The 21,479-nt window shown below is 48.3% G+C and carries 18 protein-coding genes; 10 read left to right on the top strand and 8 right to left on the bottom strand.

What is annotated here, in order from left to right:
• Positions 1-3 precede the first annotated feature (3 nt).
• Together M0413_RS09765 and pdsO are read right to left on the bottom strand one after the other, a co-directional pair.
• Positions 4-2,289: a marine proteobacterial sortase target protein gene (locus M0413_RS09765; RefSeq protein ID WP_249553978.1), complete on the bottom strand. Its 2,286-nt coding sequence runs from the start codon at positions 2,287-2,289 to the stop codon at positions 4-6.
• Positions 2,290-2,334: 45 nt separating this feature from the next.
• The gene (pdsO, locus tag M0413_RS09760; protein WP_249553976.1) at positions 2,335-3,129 is read right to left on the bottom strand and encodes a sortase-associated OmpA-like protein PdsO; all 795 of its coding nucleotides are present in this window, start codon (positions 3,127-3,129) and stop codon (positions 2,335-2,337) included.
• Between the two features lie 245 nt (positions 3,130-3,374).
• Between pdsO and pdsR the strand changes: the two genes are divergently transcribed.
• The 3 genes from pdsR (at position 3,375) to M0413_RS09745 (ending at position 7,584) form a co-directional block, all read left to right on the top strand.
• Entirely contained in the window at positions 3,375-4,067 is a 693-nt protein-coding gene (gene pdsR, locus M0413_RS09755) for a proteobacterial dedicated sortase system response regulator (RefSeq protein WP_011622965.1), read from the top strand.
• A 32-nt stretch (positions 4,068-4,099) separates the two neighbouring features.
• Positions 4,100-6,259, top strand: a complete 2,160-nt coding sequence (gene pdsS, locus M0413_RS09750; protein WP_249553974.1) for a proteobacterial dedicated sortase system histidine kinase — start codon at positions 4,100-4,102, stop codon at positions 6,257-6,259.
• 125 nt (positions 6,260-6,384) lie between these two features.
• A complete protein-coding gene (locus M0413_RS09745; protein WP_172589237.1) occupies positions 6,385-7,584 on the top strand; it encodes a cystathionine beta-lyase in 1,200 nt (399 codons plus the stop codon).
• A 111-nt stretch (positions 7,585-7,695) separates the two neighbouring features.
• On the opposite strand, the gene M0413_RS09740 is transcribed toward M0413_RS09745, so the two are convergent.
• Together M0413_RS09740 and yegD are read right to left on the bottom strand one after the other, a co-directional pair.
• Positions 7,696-8,193, bottom strand: coding sequence for a CreA family protein (locus M0413_RS09740; protein ID WP_086024101.1), 498 nt, complete (start codon positions 8,191-8,193; stop codon positions 7,696-7,698).
• 22 nt (positions 8,194-8,215) lie between these two features.
• Positions 8,216-9,670, bottom strand: a complete 1,455-nt coding sequence (gene yegD, locus M0413_RS09735) for a molecular chaperone (protein WP_172589238.1) — start codon at positions 9,668-9,670, stop codon at positions 8,216-8,218.
• Positions 9,671-9,989: 319 nt separating this feature from the next.
• Between yegD and ppk1 the strand changes: the two genes are divergently transcribed.
• Both ppk1 and ppx read left to right on the top strand, forming a co-directional pair.
• Positions 9,990-12,152, top strand: coding sequence for a polyphosphate kinase 1 (gene ppk1, locus M0413_RS09730; RefSeq protein ID WP_037418115.1), 2,163 nt, complete (start codon positions 9,990-9,992; stop codon positions 12,150-12,152).
• A gap of 42 nt (positions 12,153-12,194) precedes the next feature.
• Entirely contained in the window at positions 12,195-13,712 is a 1,518-nt protein-coding gene (gene ppx, locus M0413_RS09725) for an exopolyphosphatase (protein WP_240292043.1), read from the top strand.
• 104 nt (positions 13,713-13,816) lie between these two features.
• On the opposite strand, the gene M0413_RS09720 is transcribed toward ppx, so the two are convergent.
• Positions 13,817-14,686 carry an ion transporter gene (locus tag M0413_RS09720; RefSeq protein ID WP_249553972.1) on the bottom strand — a complete coding sequence of 290 codons (870 nt, stop codon included), beginning with the start codon at positions 14,684-14,686 and terminating at the stop codon, positions 13,817-13,819.
• 157 nt (positions 14,687-14,843) lie between these two features.
• On the opposite strand from M0413_RS09720, the gene M0413_RS09715 reads away from it, so the two are divergent.
• From M0413_RS09715 to M0413_RS09705, 3 genes are all read left to right on the top strand, one after another.
• Positions 14,844-15,359, top strand: coding sequence for a L,D-transpeptidase family protein (locus tag M0413_RS09715; RefSeq protein WP_080612373.1), 516 nt, complete (start codon positions 14,844-14,846; stop codon positions 15,357-15,359).
• 66 nt (positions 15,360-15,425) lie between these two features.
• Positions 15,426-16,040 carry a VOC family protein gene (locus M0413_RS09710; protein WP_249553970.1) on the top strand — a complete coding sequence of 205 codons (615 nt, stop codon included), beginning with the start codon at positions 15,426-15,428 and terminating at the stop codon, positions 16,038-16,040.
• Between the two features lie 232 nt (positions 16,041-16,272).
• A complete protein-coding gene (locus M0413_RS09705; protein ID WP_011626406.1) occupies positions 16,273-16,533 on the top strand; it encodes a DUF5062 family protein in 261 nt (86 codons plus the stop codon).
• Positions 16,534-16,603: 70 nt separating this feature from the next.
• Here M0413_RS09705 and M0413_RS09700 read toward each other — a convergent pair whose 3' ends face one another.
• Together M0413_RS09700 and M0413_RS09695 are read right to left on the bottom strand one after the other, a co-directional pair.
• Entirely contained in the window at positions 16,604-17,524 is a 921-nt protein-coding gene (locus M0413_RS09700; RefSeq protein ID WP_249553969.1) for a M23 family metallopeptidase, read from the bottom strand.
• Between the two features lie 65 nt (positions 17,525-17,589).
• A complete protein-coding gene (locus M0413_RS09695) occupies positions 17,590-18,465 on the bottom strand; it encodes a 6-pyruvoyl trahydropterin synthase family protein (RefSeq protein ID WP_249553967.1) in 876 nt (291 codons plus the stop codon).
• Positions 18,466-18,970: 505 nt separating this feature from the next.
• On the opposite strand from M0413_RS09695, the gene ccpA reads away from it, so the two are divergent.
• The gene (ccpA, locus tag M0413_RS09690; protein ID WP_249553965.1) at positions 18,971-19,972 is read left to right on the top strand and encodes a diheme cytochrome c5 peroxidase CcpA; all 1,002 of its coding nucleotides are present in this window, start codon (positions 18,971-18,973) and stop codon (positions 19,970-19,972) included.
• A 126-nt stretch (positions 19,973-20,098) separates the two neighbouring features.
• Here ccpA and yejK read toward each other — a convergent pair whose 3' ends face one another.
• A complete protein-coding gene (gene yejK, locus M0413_RS09685; protein WP_037418093.1) occupies positions 20,099-21,127 on the bottom strand; it encodes a nucleoid-associated protein YejK in 1,029 nt (342 codons plus the stop codon).
• Between the two features lie 77 nt (positions 21,128-21,204).
• On the opposite strand from yejK, the gene M0413_RS09680 reads away from it, so the two are divergent.
• The gene (locus M0413_RS09680) at positions 21,205-21,423 is read left to right on the top strand and encodes a YejL family protein (RefSeq protein ID WP_109285825.1); all 219 of its coding nucleotides are present in this window, start codon (positions 21,205-21,207) and stop codon (positions 21,421-21,423) included.
• Positions 21,424-21,479 lie beyond the last annotated feature (56 nt).

The following is a 21,479-nucleotide window of genomic DNA, read 5'->3' as shown; positions in this document are numbered from 1 at the left end:
GACTCAAGTGTGTAGCGCTAATGACAGCGCGCGTTGCTGCCGCTGCTGGCGACGAATCGACAGCGCCAACATCAAGGCAAGCAGTAACACGCCGCCCCCTAAGAGCATGTCGAAACGGCTCGAGGTCGATGTTTGTGGTAGAACCCCGATTGGCTGCCAACCCAAGGGTAAATGCTGGCGCACCACCGCATCTCGACTTATCGCATTCGTGGTGATGGGCGTTAAATCCACCGCGACCAAGCTGGTATAGGGGCTGACTAAGTGATAATTCAGCGACAGCGCCGTGACCTGCTCTTTGACCTTGTCATCGTTAGCGCCGTTTTTACTCAACTCTAAGGCCGCAATCTGTTTGCGCGCCCAGAGTAAATCGAGCCCCGCCGCGGGCTGCGTAGCATCAGTTGCAGAATGGCTTGCGTCATTGGCTTGCAAAGATAACGACTGTTGCCAGTTTTTATGTCCCTGACGACCGGAGATCACCAGTTCCTGAGGCTCACGTGGGTGGCGCTTTAGGCTGATCAATACCGGCTCACCACGGTATAGATCGGGGATTGGCGCTGGCCAGTAGTCAGGCACAGATCCATCGTCAAAGCGCACCTGTAAATCGGTGAGTACCGGATACTGGATTTTGCCCAGTAATTGGCTAATCTTTTGCTCCACTTCATCCACATCACCAATGTAAGTAAAAGTACCGCGCCCAAGTTCAGCCGCACGCTGCATAAAATGCGAGTTAGGCGCCGAGCCAATGCCGACGGTGAAAAGACGGTTGTCGCCGATTTGATTGCGGATTAACTCAAATAGCGCCGACTCATTGCCGACGGAGCCATCGGTCATAAAGATCACTTGTCTTAGCGACTTATCCTCAATCGACGCTGTGTTAAACGCTTGTCTTGGCAGCGCGGCATTTAAAGCCTGCGCCATTTCGGTGCCGCCATCGGCCTGCAAACGATTCACAAACTGACGTGCCATGGCAAGATTAGTCGCGGTCGCGGGCAGTGGTGTTGGTGATAGTAAAGACACATCGGAGTTAAATTCGATAATGTTAAAACTGTCCTGTGGCCTTAAACCGCGCAGCGCATAACGCAGGGCATTTTTCGCCTGAATGATGGAATCTCCCGCCATCGACCCCGAAGTATCAATCACTAAAATAAGCTCACGGGGCAAGTTCAGTTGTTCACTGGCCTCGACTTTGGGCGGCAGGACCATCACTAAGCTGTAGTTATCTGTGTTGTTGCTATTACTATTGTCATTAATACTGGCAGTTGAACCACTATCTGTACTCGCATTGTCGTCCTGCGTCGAATGGGTTTTGCCCGCTTGGTTGAATACCCAAGCCACGGGACTCGTGCCCTGCTTAAGACGCCATTGCAGCACAAAGTCACGATTGGCGGGCACGCGATTGGCCAAAGCGGCCGTCAGTTGGCCCTGTTTTTCATCAATCGTAATGGGATGATACGGACTCACCACGGCGGATTTGTCCACACCTTCACCGAGCTTGACCTTAATATCGGCCTTTAGCACGGGATCGGCCTCACTACTGGCATCGCGGATCGGGGCAATAATTCGGTCGGCATCGAAGACTTGGCTGCTGGTCACGCGCTCACCATTGTTTCCGCCTAGCGTTAAGCCAGGGACATAGCGCGGCGCCACCACCAGCGGAAAACGTAGGCTAAAGAGACCATCTTCATAATGAATGGTTTCTTGATAGCTGATTTCGACCACCAACTCCTCATCGGGAGCGAGGTTAGCGACTTCGGTCGTGAACATATTGGGCCGTTCTTGGCTGACTAGACTGGCGCGTTTCCCTTCGGCTTTGGCCTGCTCGAAAATCTGTTTTGCTTGCTGTTTTGGGTGAATTTGACCTTCGATGATCCGCTCACCAATGTGCAAACGCAGTGAGTCCACCGCCGCCTCATTGGGTAAAGGGAACAGATAACGGCCATTGAGGACAAATCCCGTTTGATTACTGAAAACCTGCTTTACGCTCACCCTATTGGTCAGCCCCGAGACCTGCATCGACACTTGCGTGTCCACGGGTAAGGACGGCATTAAACGGCCGCTGGCGGTTTGATACACCAGCATCCCTTGGGTGACATCGTCTAAACTGAAAGCTGGCAGTGTGCTCGCCGTGTGTTCATCGAAGGTCGCGGCAATATTTTGTGGCGCCGATAAGGTGCCCACACTGTTCGGTGAGGCTAACACCGCAAATGGTAGCCCCCAACAAATGGAGGCGCCGATCACTAGCATCGCCAGTGTTTGACAAACTTCTTTTACCCTTTTCCCTGTGATCATCACAAAGGCTCCTGATCTTGATTGAATTCGATTGATATTGTTGAATTATTCGGTCACTCGGCTCGCCATCAGCCCTTGGTTAGGCTGCATGGTTAGAGTGACTCGGCGATCGAACACATCGGATTCACTATCTTGTTGATCATTGAGTGGCATTCTGGCGCCGAAGGCTTGGGTGGTGATCCGCTCGGGGGCTACGCCTTGCTTAATCAAGTATCCACGCACTTCTAACAAACGTTGCTCCGAGAGCGCTTGGTTGTAGGCCAGATCACCGCGACGGTCGGCATAACCTTTCAGCTCGAGATTGGACTCGCTCGAGCGCTTCATCACCTTGGCGACATTGTCTAATTGGGGCAAAAAATGGCTTTCAAGCTCCGACGAACCAGTACGGAACTGCACATTCATGCCCAGCGCCAACTCACTTAACAGTTGTTGTTGCTCGGCGAGCAGTTCATCCAGTTGCTTTTGGGTTGAGGCGTATTCGACGGCGCGTTGCTCGCTGGCCTGTTGTTTAGCCGATAAGCTCGCCAGTTGTTGGCGCTGCAGGGCAATATGCTGTTGCTGGGTTTTAACCGTGTCGGTATCGGAGACCGATTGGCCAATTAAGGTGCCGGTAAATCCACCGATAATGGCGCCAACGGGGCCACCCACTAGGGCGCCAAGTAACGCTCCGCCGCCAAGACCGATAAGCGCTTCGCCATCATCCTCATCTTGCTCAAGCATCTCAGTATGTGGCTCGGAGAGCACGGGTTGATTTTGCAAGGAAACCCTTGCCGATACGCTAGCGATGGGCGCGGCGAGTACACTCAGTACCAAGATATTAATCAGCGTCTTTTTCATCATCTCATTCCTTTTGATTTGTGCTGCGCTTACCCGCCTAAGTCATTAGCGCGGCGGGTAAAACGGAATGAGCTTATTAAACACAAGCGCCATGGCATAAGCGGGGATGGAAAATGGCAATGCGACTATCAATTGTGGCAACAAAATGGCAATTGCATTTGGGAGCTTTTCTCAGAAATAAATTCCTGTATAGTCACGAAAACTTATCCCCAGACACTTAGTCCCAGCAGTCAATAGGAAGATGGCTAATGAAACGTATCGCCATTGTGGAAGATGAAGCGGCCATTCGCGAAAATTACAAGGATGTGTTGCAGCAACACGGTTACAGTGTGCAAACCTATGCCGACAGGCCATCGGCTATGTTGGCGTTTAATACCCGTCTGCCGGATTTAGCCATTATCGATATCGGCCTTGGCAATGAGATTGACGGCGGTTTTATGCTGTGTCAGTCCCTGCGCGCCATGTCGAACACTTTGCCGATCATCTTCTTAACTGCGCGGGATAGCGATTTTGATACTGTGTGCGGCCTGCGTTTAGGCGCCGATGATTACCTGAGCAAAGAAGTGAGCTTCCCCCATTTGACGGCGCGTTTAGCCGCGCTGTTTCGCCGCTCTGAGCTAGCCACCAGCCAAACGCCGCAGGAAAATTTACTGGAGCGCGGACCGCTTACTATCGACGCCAATCGGATGCAGGTTTCTTGGAACCAGATCCCGATTGAACTCACAGTCACCGAATTTTGGATGGTGCACGCCCTTGCCAAGCACCCGGGGCACGTCCGTAGCCGCCATGAGCTGATGCAAGAGGCGAAGATTTTTGTCGATGACAGCACTATTACTTCCCATGTGAAGCGCATCCGTAAGAAGTTTATGGCCGCCGCGCCCGAATTTGATTGTATCGATACCGTTTACGGTATGGGCTATCGCTGGGACAGCCTAGCCTAAACCATGCCAAATAGCAGATTAGCCAGCATTCTATGACACGTTTTCCCTTCGGTCTTCGCACTAAAGTTATTGGCCTCAGCCTGTTTTTACTCTGCCTACCTTGGCTGGGGTACCAATATGTGTGGGAGATGGAAAAATACCTGCGCCACGGTCAGGAACGCACCTTAGAGGGCACCACCCAAGCCTTAGCGACCGCCCTGCACGAGCGGCCGAAACTGTTCGATGGTCAAGCCAGCTTTTTAAAACAGGTTGAAAAGAGTCGCGATCTCTATGCTTACCCCTTAGCGGGCGCGATCCTGCTCGATGGCAAACTCAATGAATGGCAGGAATATCAGCACAGATTTATTCAGTACGGTGAGGCGAATCTCATCATGCGTGCCGATCCCAGCACGCCGCTCACCTTGAGTTTTACCCATATGGTGGGCCAGTACGATGGTTATCTGTATGCCTTTTTTCAGGTGGTCGATCCAAATGTGGTGTTTCGGGGTAAAAATGCCTTAAGCGTCGATAGAAACGATCACCTGTCGATTGCGACCCTTGCTCCCGACAATAAATTTAAGCGTTATATCGTGGCTACGACCCAGCCCGGTTGGATCAGTGCCTTCGAGCTACCCGCCAATCCTAAACAAACCGTGCCAGTGACACCCGAAGTCCGTATTCAAGGGCAATGGGCCACCACGGATGTGGGCTACAATATCGAACTGCGTATTCCCCTTGATATGGTGGGCAGCAAACTGGGGTTTGCCATTGCCGATGTGAATGACAGCAAATACCGCGATGTGACCGCAGTGGTTGGCACCTCGGCCTTAGATACCGTCGACAAGCTGGGCACAGTGTTGGTGCCCTCACCCGAAATTGAAAGTATTATCAAAGGGATGAGCCACTACAGCTCGCGTATTTGGGTAGTCGATAAACATGGCCGCGTGTTAGCTAAATCCGGCGATATCCGCGACAGTAACAGTGTGTGGACTCGCACCCTTGATGATGAAAACAGCAATGGTCTATGGCAGCGGTTTCAGCGTGATTATCTGCACCCGCTCTACTATAAAATTCTCACTAAACCGCCGAAGGATTTTATTGACTCTCTACGGGATTCAACCGAGCTAGATGGTAGCCATATTCAAAAAGCCCTTGCGGGACAACAAAGTTCGACCTGGCGACTGACTCCGGACAATAAAGCTGTGGTGCTCGCGGCCGCGAGCCCGATTTGGATTGATAACAATGTGATGGGCGCAGTGGTGGCCGAAGAAACCACCCACGGGATCCGCACCCTGCGTAACCGCGCACTGGAAAAACTGTTTAACGTGATCCTCACCATTATGAGCATGGGCACCTTAGCCCTGTTTTTCTTCGCCTCAAGTATTTCCACTCGTATCCGCAAACTACGCGATGAAGCCGAGAATGCCATCGATAGCCAAGGCCGGGTGCGTAACCATTTAAAACCCTCCAAGGCGCGGGACGAGATTGGCGACTTATCCCGCAGTTTTGCCAGCATTGTCGGACGTTTAGGCCAATACACTCATTATTTGGAGAATATGTCGTCACGCTTATCCCATGAGCTACGTACTCCTGTTGCTGTGGTGCGCTCCTCTTTAGAACACTTAAATCTGCAAACCTTAGATAAAGACACCCAAAAATATGTCGACCGCGCCCAAGAAGGGGTAAGCCGTTTAAGCATGATTTTGAACAATATGAGTGAGGCAACGCGCCTCGAGCAGAGCTTAACTCAGGCAGATGTGACTAAGTTCCCGCTATCCCAAGTGGTGAGCGGTTGTATGCAAGGCTATCAAATGACCTACCCTGAGCAGCAATTTAGCGTCAAAGTGCCTGAACAGCCGTTGATGATGCAGGGCGTGCCCGAATACATCGCCCAATTGATGGACAAGCTTATCGCCAACGCCATCGAGTTTTGTCATCAAGGCAGTGCGATTGAAGTGACTCTCACCCAAGTTGGCAAACAAGCCACATTGCTTATCAGTAACTTAGGGCCGCAGTTGCCAATCGATATGTCGGAGCAGATCTTCGATTCCATGGTTTCTGTACGAGTCAATCAAGCCCAAGATAAACCTCACCTTGGCTTAGGTTTATATATTGCGCGGCTTGTGACCGAATTCCACCAAGGGAAAATTTTGGCCCGTAATCGCAGTGAGAACGATGGGGTCGATATTCTGGTCACCCTGCAGCTTAGCTAATACAAAGACTTACAACTTGAGGCAAACTCATCTGTTTGCCTCCTGCCATTTTCATGGGCAGATGCTAAGATGACGGCCATCACAATGGATAACAACATAAAAACTGACTTGCCAAGGTAAGCCCTATGACAGATAAACATCAGCTAGCCACCCAAATCGTCAGCGTCGGCCGAGATAAAAAATGGACCAAGGGTGTGATTAATCCGCCCGTATTTCGCGCATCGACTATTGTCTTCGACACCATGGAAGATATGCGTCACGCCGCCAAAAACAAAACCAATGGCGAAATGTTTTACGGCCGCCGCGGCACCCCAACCCATTTTGCGTTTCAGGCGGCGATCAGTGAGCTAGAAGGTGGCGCAGGTACGGCGCTGTATCCCTCGGGTGCGGCAGCGATTAGCGCGGCTTTATTATCCTTTTTACAGGCGGGCGATCACCTGCTGATGGTCGACAGTGTGTATGAGCCGACCCGCGATCTTTGCAGCCATATTCTGGCGGGCTTTAATATTGAGACTACCTATTACGATCCCCTGATTGGTGAAGGTATTCGCGCGCTTATCCGCCCCAACACTAAGGTGCTGTTTTTAGAGTCTCCTGGCTCCATCACCATGGAAGTACAGGACGTCCCGACCCTGTGCCGTATCGCCCATGAATATGGATTAGTGACTATTCTCGACAACACTTGGGCCTCGCCAATCAATAGCAAGCCCTTCGAGATGGGTGTCGATGTGTCGATTCAAGCCGCGACCAAATATATCGTCGGTCACTCTGATGTGATGATTGGCACCGCGACAGCCAACGAGAAACACTGGCCGCAGCTGCGTGAGCGCAGTTATTTATTGGGACAAACCACTTCCCCAGATGATGTGTATCTCGCCACACGCGGATTACGCACCCTAGGCGTGCGCATGGCGCAGCATGAAAAAAATGCCCTTAAAGTGGCTAACTGGTTGAAAACTCGCCCCGAGGTTGACCATTTACGTCACCCCGCCTTTGATACCTGCCCAGGACATGCGTTCTTTAAACGCGACTTTAGCGCATCAAATGGTTTGTTTTCCTTTGTATTAAAGCAAGGGGATCAGGAGGCGGTGACCGCGCTCGTTGAAAATATGCAACATTTTAAAATGGGTTTTTCTTGGGGCGGTTATGAGAGTCTGATCCTAGGGATTTTCGGAATTGAAAAAATCCGTAGCGCCACTCAATGGGATGCAAGCAAACCATTGATCCGTGTGCATATTGGCCTAGAAGATCCCGATGATTTAATTGCCGATCTCAGCGCGGGCTTCGAGCGCTTTAATGCTGTACTCGCTGCCAAGGCCAAATAAAGCTTAAACAGATTATGTGCTAAACCGTGAAGGCGGGAGCTTACCCGCCTTCATTTTGCCCCGCCTTCGTTGTGCCCCACTATCGCATTACTTCGGCTTCATCCACCTTTACTATTTTGGCTGCGCCGCACTTATTGCGGGGTCAACCCACGCCTGAGAGCCGTATAAAGGCACGGTCGATAAGGCATGCTTGTGGCTGCCATTAGTCTCTTTGGTTGAATAAGACAAATACAACAGGGTTTGATTGGGCGCATCGTAAATTCGGCGCACTTTTAAAGTTTTAAATAAGATGCTTAAGGATTCGGTAAAGACTACTTCGCCGTGTTTGCTCTTATCGATTTTGGCGATATCGGCGGCGGAAATCGGCCCCGTTTGACGGCAGCTAATGCCCATATCGGAGGGATCGGCAAAATCAAGATTCGCTTCGATACGGCTAATATGGCAGGTCACACCGGGGATTTTCGGGTCTTGCTTGGCATCGATAATCACGTCTTTCGTGGTAAATAAACCGAGGCTCACTTTACCTACGTCATCGCCGCAGCCCGTGAGCAGTGTCCCCGCCAACGTCACGGCCAGCAAAGACATTAAAGCCTGATTAACTTTCTTCATCTGTTTATCCTTATTCATCATCCTATTGAGCAAAACACTTTTGTGCCCAACGCGTTAAACCAGCCGTCACCGAACCAAAGTGATCCCCAACCACCACAGGCGTATCGGGATAAAGGCTAGTGATTTTAGCGTAAATTGCTGGGCTTCGTGCGGTACCGCCCGTCACATAAATCACATCGGGTTGGCACTCATAGGTTCCAGCCTCGACAGCCAGTTCTTCAGGTGCTAATCCATTGCCAGCAAGACTCTTTGCCGCCTGAGTCAATGCTTGGTGCATTAAGGCTTCTATCTTAGTCAATGACGGTTCAATGGCATTTTCAAAACAATCGCGACTCACTTCAACATTGAGCTTGGCCTCAATAAATTCCAGTGAACTTTCAGTTGTTTGAGCCTCAGACAAGGCTATTTTAGCTCGCTCGGCTAAACGTACAATTTGGTAGCTTAACTGTTGTTGCTGCACTTTGAGCAATCTTTTTAATAAATGTGGCTGCTCAGCTTCTTTGATCAGTTCATCTATCAACTTGCGAGTGCTTAAGGTGGCAAACTCACGCTGGGCACTAATATCGTTTACTGCCACCGCATTCCAAAAGGGATTACTCGGCATAGGTTTACCATTACTCATCAGCGAACCTAAACCAAAGTGCGGCATAAAGGCATTCATCGCCAATGCGATATCCAGATCGTTACCACCAATACGCTGGCCGCTGTGGCCAAGACAATCGGCACTGCGGTCGAAATTCGCCTGATGCTTAGGCCCCATTTTTACTACAGAACAGTCGGTGGTACCGCCACCGACGTCGACTACCAGTACGGTTTGATCGGATTTGAGGCTGGCTTCATAGTCCATACCCGCGGCAAGCGGCTCAAACAGAAATGCCACATCGACAAACCCCGCCCGTTTCGCCGCTAAGGTTAAAATGGCCTCGGCTTGGCGGTTACTCTCTTCACCACCAATGCCCTGAAAGTTCACTGGGCGACCAATCACTGCATGGGTAATGCTGGCTTCGCCTGCGGATGTTACGCCCTTTTCGGCGAGTACGGCTTCGGCGCGCATTTTAATATGCTGCATCATTAAAGTGACTATGTCTTCAAACAGGGCAACTTGCTCGGGTCTAAGGCCAGTTGCACCTAAAAAGGATTTTGGCGAACGGACATAAAAACCTTCTTCCGGCATTTCAAGATACGCGGCCACGGCCTGCTCACCCACAAACACCGCTGGCGTCTCGGCATCGAGATCTAATTCATGACGTACCATACGGGCGCGGCTTAATTGCGCGGCGCGCTTTTGGGCATAATCGGCTTTTAATTCTGTGGGAAGAGCGCGATAAACGGCTTCGGCAATTAACTCTCGGTCCATCGCATATAGCGTTGACGGTAAATAAGTTGAATCGGTGGATATTGGTAAGAGTGATACTTCATCTCCCTGCATGATCCCAACGGCACAGTTGGCACTGCCATAATCAAATCCAACAAACATCCGCTTACCTCTAAGTCATACCACAATAAAAAGCCGAGCACGTTAACACAGTTTGCCTCAATCCCAAAGAAAGCCTAGTGCATATCCTACCCTTTACCTTGTAAACTCACGACTAGCCAACGTTAAGTTAAAGTCACATTTTTGTCACAATGGTCATCAATCTGACATATTCCGTTCGTATCTTTATGGACTAATGACTTTCGCCCGAAGGGGAATTTGCCTTTAAATCCCTTCATTTGTAGCAGTAAATCTGATTGCACTCCGATGTATGAATGCTATTGTATACTGCGCCATGACGCTTGCTTAAAGGAGCTGTGCAGTGTCCCCGAATACCGATAAACTGTCGATTGATAAAGAACTCTCTTGGTTGTCATTTAATGAGCGAGTGCTGCAAGAGGCCTGCGACCCCAATGTGCCGATTGTTGAGCGCGTGCGCTTTTTGGGTATATTCTCCAATAATATGGATGAGTTTTTCCGGGTGCGGGTCGCAGCAGTCAGGCGCTCTATATTACTGTCTTCCCTGCAGGAAGGGCGTAGTAATAGTCGCCACTTAATGGCAAAAATTCAATCCAAAGTAATGGCACTGCAGGAGCGTTTCGACAGTATCTATGCCGAGCTGATGCGCGAATTAGTTCGCCGTAATATATTGTTAATTAATGAAAAACAATTAAGCGACTTCCATAGTAACTGGCTTAAAAAGCATTTTCGCGATCATTTTAAACGTCATATCGCGCCGCTTATCGTCAATAACAATCGCGACCTCGTAAAACATATCAACGATGATGCAACTTACCTTTGCGTATGCTTATACACTAAGTTGCGCAGACAATATGCTCTCGTAGAGGTACCCACCAAAAATGTCCCGCGTTTTATCGAGTTACCTGCTGAGAAATCTAAAGCCAAAAAATACCTGATCCTGCTGGATAATATTATCCGCCACTGTGTGGATGAGTTGTTTGGACCGTTTTTTGAATACGATGCGATTGAAGTTTATTCGATGAAGCTCACCCGCGATGCGGATTTTGATATTACCGATGAGCTAGAACAAACTCAGCTAGAAAAAATGACCAAGGGCCTGAAAAAGCGCCTGACGGCTGAACCTGTGCGTTTGGTATACGACAAAGAAATGCCCGAACATATGCTTGAAATGCTGAAGGAAAATTTAAATATCAGCTCTACTGAATGTTTGATCCCAGGCGGGCGTTACCACAGTTTCAAAGACTTTATTGGCTTCCCCAACCCCAGCCGTGATTACCTCGAAAACGAGAAACTGCCCGCGCTAAATAGCTCGGGCTTTGGCCGCAGTGCCAACAGTTTCGATGCGATCAAAATGGGCGATATTATGCTTAATTATCCGTACCATAAGTTCTCCCACTTTACGGAAATGGTACGTCAAGCCGCCTACGATCCTGCGGTACGGTTTATTCGCATCAATCTGTACAGGGTAGCGAAAAAATCCCATGTGATGCAGTCACTTATCGATGCAGTCAAAAATGGTAAACAAGTCACTGCGGTAATAGAACTACGGGCTAGATTTGACGAGCAATCCAACATTGAATGGACGCGAGTACTCGCCGAAGCCGGCGTAAAGGTCCACCATGGGATCACCAGCTTAAAAGTACACTCTAAGTTGTGCTTAATTGGCCGTGAAGAGCAAGGCGAAATGAAGCTTTACTGCCATGTCGGCTCAGGCAACTTTAACGAAGGCACGGCACGGGTCTATACCGATTTGTCCCTCTTTACCGCCAATCAGGAAATCGCCCGCGAAGTGGAGCAAGTGTTCGACTTAATTGAACATCCCTACCGCCGTGATAACTTCCAGCATTTGATTGTGTCACCCTATGATGCGCGACAAAAGCTCACCCATTTGATTGATAAAGAGATTGTTAACGCCCAAAGCCATATTAAGGCGGCGATTACTTTAAAATTGAATAACTTACTCGATGAGTCTCTAGTACAAAAGCTCTATGAAGCATCGGCTGCGGGCGTCAAAGTCAAATTATTGATCCGCGGAATTTGCTCGCTGATACCGCAAATTCCGGGGATCAGCGATAACATCGAAGTCTACAGTATTGTCGACCGCTTTTTGGAGCACTCTCGGGTGATGCTATTTCACGCGGGTGGTGAAAATAAGTTGTTTATTTGCTCCGCCGATTGGATGAGCCGCAATATTGATAACCGTGTTGAAGTGAGCGTACCAATCTATGATCCGCGTCTAAAACAAATGGTGATGGATATTTTATCGTTACAATTCAACGATAATACTAAGGCTCGCATTATCAATAAGGAACAGAGTAATCCTTATCGTAATCGCGGTAATAAACGTAAAGTGCGTTCTCAAATTGCCATTTATCAATATCTGATTAATTATGAAAAGCGGTTACAGCAAGAATTAAACGCCCAACGGGAAGCTGCAAAGCTTGAAGCAGAGCAAGCACAAGCACTGACTCTCGATCCCGCATTACAGGCCAAAGCCAGCTAACGCTGGCTTTATTTTAGTCTCGATTGCCTAAGGATAATCCGATTGGTTGCCACACATTCACAGCCGCGACACTTTGTCGCCATCGACATGGGCTCAAACAGTTTTCACTTGGTTATCGCCCGAGAGCAAGACGGCAGTTTGCAGATATTACACAAAGAAAAACAGCAAGTTCAGTTAGCGACAGGCCTCAATGCGCAAAATATTCTCAGTGCTGATGCTATCGAACGCGGCCTAAATTGCCTACGGGACTTTAATCAGCGTTTTTCAAACCTCGATCAAGCACAGGTACGCTTAGTCGCCACCCACACCTTAAGAGTGGCTAAAAACCGTGAGCAGTTTATTGAGGCAGCGCTGCGTATTATGCCCTACCCAGTGGAGGTAATTTCTGGCCATGAAGAAGCGCGGCTCATTTATAACGGCATTGCCCAAAGCCAAGTACTTGGGAAACGTAATATCGTTATCGATATCGGTGGCGGCTCTACCGAAGTGGTGCTCGGGCAAAAAAATACCCCTACCCATTTATCGAGCCTACGCTGTGGCTGCGTGAGTTTTAATGAACGCTTTTTTATCGATGGCCAAATTACTCCAGCGTCATTTCGCGGGGCGCAAAGCGCTGCCGACAAACAATTTGCTTCACTGTCGAAGGAATATTTCAGTGGCGATTGGGACTTAGTGCTCGGCAGCTCAGGCACCGTAAAAGCTATTTGCGAAGCAATCCAAGAAGAACATGGTGATGAAATCGTCACCCTCGCCCGCCTCAAACAATTAAAGCTGAAACTGATCAAGTGCGGACACATCAGCCAAGTGCACTTTGCCAATGTCGATGATAAACGCACGCCGCTAGTACCTGCTGGCCTTGCTATTTTAATCAGCTTTTTTAGACGTTTACCCATTGAGCAATTGGAGTTTAGTCCAGGCGCCCTGCGCGAAGGCGTGCTCTACGAATTAGCCAAAATCGGCCAATATCAAGACATTCGCCACCGCACCGTTGACAGTATTGCCCAGCTTTACCATGTGGATATGCCCCATGCGGCTAAAGTGCGTGACACCGCCATGGCGCTGTTTGAGCAAGTCGCTGATGAATGGGGATTAAGACCCCATGCACGCTTACTCTCCTACGCTGCGACCCTGCATGAAATTGGGTTACACATCAACTCCAAGGCATTACATAAACACGGTGCTTATATCATTAGTAACAGTGATTTACCGGGTTTTAGTGAAGCGCTGCAACAGGATTTAGCCAGACTGATCGCCAACCACCGTAAGAAACCCAATGAATTGCTACTGGCCGAATTAGAGCCTAGCCACAAACTCACCCTCATTCGTCTCGCCTGTCTACTGCGCTTAGCGGTGTTAGTGCATTTAGGCCGAATTGCCAAAGCCCTAGTGCTTGAGAAAATCCAAGTGGTTCCAGATGGCCTCATGCTAGTGCTACCCAGCCATAAACGTAAAATTAGCCTGTTTATGAAGGATTTGCAGCGGGAACAGAAACAAATGGCGTCCCTAGGGATGCAGTTGCGTTTTGTTTCAAGCCTTGAGCAGCGCCAAGAGAAACCGTAAGAAGTAAAAAGTGGCATGCTAAACAAGCATCGCCAGTGAATAAAAGCATTTCATCCCTCAGAGACATTGAGTGCTCTAAGGGATGAGCTGATAAACGCCTTATGCTATTTATCCCCCTTCCCTTGGGGTATCTCGAGCTTATCAAGCTCACAACCACAGCGATTACAGTAGGTTGCATCTAAATCATGACCCATTTTATGGCATTGATTACAAGTACGCAGATCCCTATGCCGTCCCGCTTCTTGGGAAATTTCAGCGGTTAAAATACCCGTAGGGATCGCAATAATGGAGTAACCCAGCAACATGGTAAATGCGGCAATCGCTTGGCCTAGTTCGGTTTTCGGCGTGATATCTCCGTATCCTACCGTCGTGATGGTCACAATAGTCCAATATACTGACTTAGGAATAGAGCTAAAGCCATTCTCAGGCCCCTCAACGACATACATCACGGCACTTAATACCATGATGATTAAACTCACCGAAAAGAAAAATAGGAACACTTTACGGCTAGATTGCATCATCGCCTTAAGCAGCAAATTACCCTCGCTTAAGTAGCGTAGTAATTTAAGCACCCTAAAAATCCGAAAAAGTCGCAGCACACGAATCACTAAGGTGAAATTAGCTCCAGGAATAAAGAGCGCGAGATAACTAGGCAGTACCGATAATAAATCCACTAACCCATAAAAACTGCGGGCATAAAGTACAGGATGGGTCGCGCAATAAAGCCTCAAACCGTATTCAACGGTAAAAATCAGCGTAAACATCCACTCTAACACCCGAATAATGTGTCCATAATCCCGATGAAACGCTTCAACTGTGTCAAGAAACACCAACGCCACACTCAGTACAATACAAATGATCAGACCAAGATCAAAATAACGGCCTGCGGGTGTATCGGTACCAAAAATAATGATGCGTAATTTACGTTTAAATGGGCTTTCAGTGTCCAGTTTTTCAAGCGAATGGTTTGACATAGGGGAAAACATCCTTGCGGTAAATAGCGTTATCTGCTCCTAATTGCCAAAGTCTGCCATGCAATTGCTACTCGCTCAAAATTATCTACTCACATTGGCAAAAATTTGCGGTATGATGCGCAAAAAAAGCGTTAACAGCGTCATTTTAGAGGAAGACATGCGCGTACCACTACTTTCCAAATCCATTACTGTGGCAATAACTCTCGCCGCACTGATTTCTCCCCAAGTGCTCGCCTCATCGAGTATTGGCAAAGTCGATTTAGTGGTAATCACTAAGTCTGAATCCAATATGGCCTTATTAAGGGATGGCAAAGTCCTGAAACAATATCGCATTGCTATGGGTGACTTGCCGACAGGCCATAAGTTGACTGAAGGCGACCAACGTACACCACAGGGCCGTTATATTCTGGACTATAAAAAGTCCGATAGCGCCTATTATAAGTCCATCCATATTTCTTATCCGAATGAAGAAGATAAGCTAAGAGCCAAGGCGCTAGGGATCAGACCCGGTGGCATGATCATGATCCATGGCCAGAACCCACGCTCGCCTCTCCCTCCTGAGCAAGCACAGCAATACAACTGGACCGATGGTTGTATCGCCATTACTAACGCCGAGATGGACGAAGTGTGGAAAGCCGTTGATGAAGGTACACCCATCGAGATTTGGCCCTAAGCCATCACAGAATACGCCCAGTTAAATGGGCGTTTTTATTTGTGTTACCTGCTTTAAGGATTTTTGATGTCAACAGCAAACACAGAAGCTACTGTATTGAGCTTCGAAGCATTAGAACAGACATGGCCTGAATTTGAGGCGAAGATATTGGCGTTTCTAGACCAATTGGGCTTAGCAGATAAAGCATTGCATTGCGATCATGTCGCCCTGAGGGTGAACAGTATCGCCGCTGCCGATGCACTCAAGCAAGCCTTAAGTGCCCGCGGGCAGATCATCTCGGATAATCAAATTAATGGTCGCATAATCCTGATCATTGAACTGGATAAACCCTTAAGACTCGGCAACTTTAGCATCGACTGTGTCGAACTCCCCTATCCTGGCGATACCGTTTATCATCAAGAAGGCTGGGAGCATATCGAGCTGGTATTGCCATCCACTGCACAGGACTGCGACAGTCTAAGCCAAGAACTGACTCATTTGAGCCCCTCACTTGTGCCATTACTCCAAGGGCATTCGGCATCCTTAACCGAAGCGCCAATAAAAGTGAAATTTAGCTCGCCTAAGGGCGATAAAGAACGCTTAGCTAACCCCACCATCGCCTTTAAACAAGCCGATGTCTGTATCAAAATCCACCCGCACAGCATTAAAGCGGTTATCGCCAGCGAACAGGCGGAGATATAAGATCAATCGAGGCGCAAACCGTTGACATTAGGAATGTGACAGCAATTCCAATGACTTATAATGGATTGCATTAAACAGGCAGTTTGCGAAAAAATCAGCAGCAATAACGGTTGAAATAGCCTAGATTCAAACTATTAACACTTTGGTTAGTCATTAGGTTTTCTCGATTTTGTGTTATCGACCACGGGAGTCGCCGATGCGCATTGCCGTGATACCCATAAGGATGCAGCACATGAAGCCACATAAGCACGAGGCACAGCTACTCAAACTCGCCCTCGAAATTGGGATCGGCTACGCCAAAAAACGCGGTTTTGATGACTTTGACAAGGGTGTGTCGCCCAAGGATAAAGTGGAATGTATTTATCGACTTTTAGTGACCGATAATCTGATCCAACCTTTAGCAAAAGATAAAGAAGACGGCCCGAATATGAAACACAAACTGGTACTGTGGATCATCCGCCATCTGCCGACAGATCATCCTTTATTGCAATAAGCGCTCAAACACAAAAACAGGGCGCCAATGATTGGGTGCCCTGTGTGGAAATAAGAAATAGACGCGGGAGTTACTTCGCGACTTTTTGCACTTTCTGTGCTTTTTCCGCCGCCAACACAGTGGCCATCGGTGGCACTATGGTTGTCGGATCGAGGCGCATTTGGAACCAATTCAATCGCCAATCTAAATGCGGACCATTCGCTCGTCCTGTCGCCCCAACTTCAGCCACAGCTTGCCCTTGCTTAACGGTTTCGCCCGCATTCAAATAGAGTTTGCTTAAGTGTAAAAAACTTGAACTCACGCCATAACCATGGTCGATAACCATAGTCCCGCCTGAATAAAACATATCGGGAACCGACAGGCTAATCACCCCATCGGCGGGCGCGATCACCACAGTGCCGGTTTTAGCCGCCACATCCACACCAAAATGTGGGTTGCCGGGCACATCGTTATAGATGCGCTGACTGCCATAAACACCGGAGATCCTGCCGGTTAATGGCCAAATAAACGATTGTAAAAACGCGGTTTGTTCACTAAAAGTCCCGCGTGCCGCTTTGACCTGCGCCGTATCCTTTGCTGCCCGCTCCTGCGCCACGGGATCGGGCTTCATAATCTTATTGCTGATCCCTTTTACATTCTGAATATTGTACTCTCGCTTCTTGATATTTAACGGTTTAACTTCAGTTAAGCCATCGGGATACACTAAGGTAAGCTGTTGAATAAGCTCTGCGTCCCTATCAAAACCAAAGGCAAAATGACCATCAGGCGTCACTTTAACGGCCTCGCCATTAAGACTTACCTGCGTACCCGCTGGGGCTTTACCACGAATTAACGCACCCTGTTCAAATTTACCGTCAAAACTCACTTGTGCTTGAGTCGATAAGCTAAACAGGGTCAAAAGTGGCAATAACGCCACCTTACAAGTGCGCGATAGCATGTTCGGCAACGTTTTTAACAACTTAGGTAGAGCATTAGGTACAGCGTTTAGCATATTTTCAAAAATCCTTATTCAAACAATAACGCCCTAAAGATTAGGGCGTTAAAAAATCGACAGGGTTAATTCCCTTTGGTCACTATGGCGCCTTTACCCACACCTTCGTAGGCAATCACAGTAAACTGGCTTGAAGGCACTTTCGTGGCTAAAGTGGTTGCCATATAGTCTGCCAGCAATTCGACCGTGGTATCGTGCGGGATCAAATCACAACATTCCTTGGGCATCGCCAGTTGGAAATCCCCCTGAGGCGCTTGATAATGGAAACCATAATGGCTGTCATCGCTGATCCGCGTTTGTGGCGATAGGTTTAACGTCTTCACCGAGACTAAATCCTCTTCGCTACCGAGGTAGATATCATGCCAACGCTTGGCCCAATACTCATCCCATTTCGGCGCGGACACTCCATTCTCAAACACTTGAACTGGGCTTCGATGACCATGGGCAATCCGCTGGCAATTACCATCGTGTTTACGCAAACCATGGCTGTAGTGATAGTAAGGCGCGTTCAGGATCTCATGCCTTAAAGTGAGGCTAATCCCTTCAACATTATCGGGCAGAGTTTCCCGTAAGGCTTTTTGTAAAAAGGCGTTAACGCTTGGAATATCAATCTGTTCCGATGGAACGAGTGCAAAGGCTTGCGAAGGACAGGCTAAGTGGATCTCACCGAGCGCGCTATCGAAATCCATCCACACCCGATCGCCCTGCTGCTGCCAACGCACGCCACTATAGGCGGTCGGCACCAATAAACGATGATCGGCCACCGCATCAATCGTGTGCTTAATCGCACGTTTGACCTTGGCAAAATCGAGCACCATATTTTGCTCGTCTAGACCGCCTTCTAATACTACATCGACAATCCAGCTTTCCCCCACCATGCCACGCTTTGGGCACAGGTAAGAAAAATCGATCACGGTTAAATCTTTTACAAACAGTTGCATTGACTCTCCTCGGCAGAAAAACAGTCCGCCTTAATAGGGATTGCGCCACTTAGCGATGGCCGAGCACGCTCACTTGGACAGACACCAAGCTTACCCAAATAATAAGGATTCTAATCAATTCTGCTTCGCCCCGCGACAAATGAATCCTTTCTTAGATACTTTTTATCTTAAGACATTTGTAAACGAACTTGAGCCCACCATAGTTTGCTATCGCAATGAGTAACAAACACGAAATAACGCAAACCGTTTAATCGGCCATATCGTGACCGACAGATAGTTTCAGCCGCACACTAATAGACACTACAGATTAGCAAGCAAAACCCTAAACGAAACACCGCAAACCCTACAGAGTTAATCCAGTAAAAACAGCGAATTAGCTCACAAAAATCTAATCCACAACAGCGATAGACCCAATCGAAACAAGGCGTTATCCCTAAGCCATTTTAGTCGTTACTATCGCTCTATAAACCATACAGTTAACAAGGTTAATAAGGGAGAAAACCAGATGACAAAACTTACCGCTATCGCGATAACCCTCACAGCTATAGTAGCGAGTAGCTATGCCGTCGCCGCCGAACCGATTGAAGTCATTTCCCCAGCAAAAATCACTGAACCCGAAAAGGTGGAGCTGGGTAAAATGCTGTTTTTTGAACCAAGGCTGTCTAAATCAGGTTTTATTTCCTGTAACTCTTGCCACAACCTCTCCACCGGCGGCGTGGATGCCCTGCCCACATCGATTGGTCACCATTGGCAAGAAGGCCCAATAAACTCTCCGACCGTGCTAAATGCTGACTTTATGCTGGCGCAATTCTGGGATGGCCGCGCCAGCGACTTAAAAGAACAAGCCGCGGGCCCAATTGCCAACCCCAAAGAAATGGGCTTTACCCATGAACTCGCCACCGAAACCATTGCCTCAATGCCCGCTTACCGTGCCCGCTTTGCCAAGGTTTACGGCGATGAAAAAGTCGATATTGACCGCTTAACCGATGCCATTGCCGCCTTCGAAAAAACCTTAGTCACGCCAAATAGCCCATTCGATCAATATCTATTAGGTAAAAAGGATGCGATAAGCAGCGAAGCCAAAGCGGGTTACCAACTGTTTAAGGACAAAGGCTGTGTCAGCTGCCACAACGGCCCTGCGGTCGGTGGCACTATGTTTATGAAGATGGGCTTAATCAAACCGTTCCATACCAATAACCCCGCCGAAGGTCGTAAAGGCGTAACGGGTAAAGATGCAGATAAATATGTGTTTAAAGTACCAACGCTGCGTAATATCGAGCTCACCTACCCCTACTTCCACGATGGCAGTGTATGGACGCTCGAAGAAGCGGTAAATACCATGGCGGATATTCAGTTAGGGCAAAAGCTTACCGACAAGGAAACCAAGGAAATGGTGGCGTTCTTAAATTCACTGACAGGTGAACAGCCACAGATCACCCTGCCGATCCTACCGCCATCGAATAAAGAAACTCCGCGCCCAGTACCTTTTGCGACAGGAGCAAAATAAGGGTTAAATCTAAGAAGCATTTAGCATAAAACAAAGGCCGAGGATAAACTCCTCGGCCTTTCTTGTTTAATGCTTGGTGCTTAAAAAGCTGACGCTTAAAGCTTAAGCGATATTATCCCAAGCGGCTTATTCGCCCTTAAGACGTCTATCTAGCTGATCTTTTAAGTTTGCTGGCACGCCTTTAATCAAAATTGTGTCGGAAATCGGATCGTAAATCACCCGTTGACCTAAATGGCCACCATCGAAGCTAATGGTGACACCGCCCCCGGTACCCGAAAACTTCTTCAATTGTCTTAAGGTCGATTTATCGGCAGGGAATTCTTCATCCAGCTCATAACTGCCACCACGGGCAAAGTCATAGAAAGACTCCATACCTTGATCGGCAAGCTCATCCGCTAAATCTTTGATCTCAATATCGGCGCCTTCGTCGAACCGCTCGGAGCAATATTCAAACACTTTATTACGACATTGCTGACGTTCTTCTTTGGTCAGGTCACTACTGGCGACAAAGTCTTCCACCGCGTTCATCAAGGTTTTGTTTTGCGCCTTGGTATTCACCCCTTCGACACAGCCCATAAAGTCGAGGAAAAAGTCAGCGACTTTACGGCCCGCACGCCCACGGATAAAGGAGATGTACTTGCGAGAATCTTTATCGGCCTGCCATTCGGTGAGATCGATTCGAGCTGCCAATTGGATATTGTTTAAATCCAAATGGTTATTTTGTGACAGCTCCATATCATCGAGTACCGTCATTGACGATTTTGCACTGAGTAGCGCCACAAACAAATAATCACTCGCCATGTTGGTGTAGCAGGACATCAACAGGAATCCGCCTTGGCTAAAATCATATTTGGCCAACTCTTCCTGCAACAACTTACTGGCTTGACCGGTAAATTCGACGAAACCTAAATCCCCTGCACGGTATTCCTTTAGCGCATTGGCAAACGCCGGATTAGCCTCACCATCATCACCGTGAATACCAAAATAACCGAATCCTTTGCCGGATTTGCTGGTATAAGTCTGATGCAACTCTTCGAGCATCATCTCGACAGCCTGACCGTTCAGCAGAGGTTGAGGACGTAAACGGCAGCGTAATTGACCCTGACTGTCCTGGGAAATCTCGTGAATAATTGCTTGTTCGATGTTAATACTCATAAGCCCTGATAGTGATGCTGGAATAAATCCGCTATTATATGCCGCTAATCCATTCCAAAGTGAAACATTTTTTGATTATGGCAATCCAATCGAAATACTCAAACACACAAGTTGAATCATTAATCGCCGAAATTTTAGCGGTACTCGAAAAGCACAAAGCTCCTACTGACTTAAGCCTGATGGCGCTAGGCAACTGTGTCACTCACCTGCTCGAGCGCAAAGTGCCAAGCGAATCTCGCCAAGCGGTCGCCGAACAATTTGCGAAAGCGCTCGCACAATCGGTGAAATCCAATTAAGTTAGTCGAGTAACAATGATTAAAACAGCATAAGATACAACGCCTTTTAGGAATAA

The sequence above is a fragment of the Shewanella sp. 8A genome, from assembly GCF_023475945.1.
In the GTDB taxonomy this organism is placed as follows: Bacteria; Pseudomonadota; Gammaproteobacteria; order Enterobacterales; family Shewanellaceae; genus Shewanella; species Shewanella xiamenensis.
The sequence above is the reverse complement of the archived record's forward strand: the minus strand, read 5'-3'. Positions and strand labels throughout refer to the sequence as shown.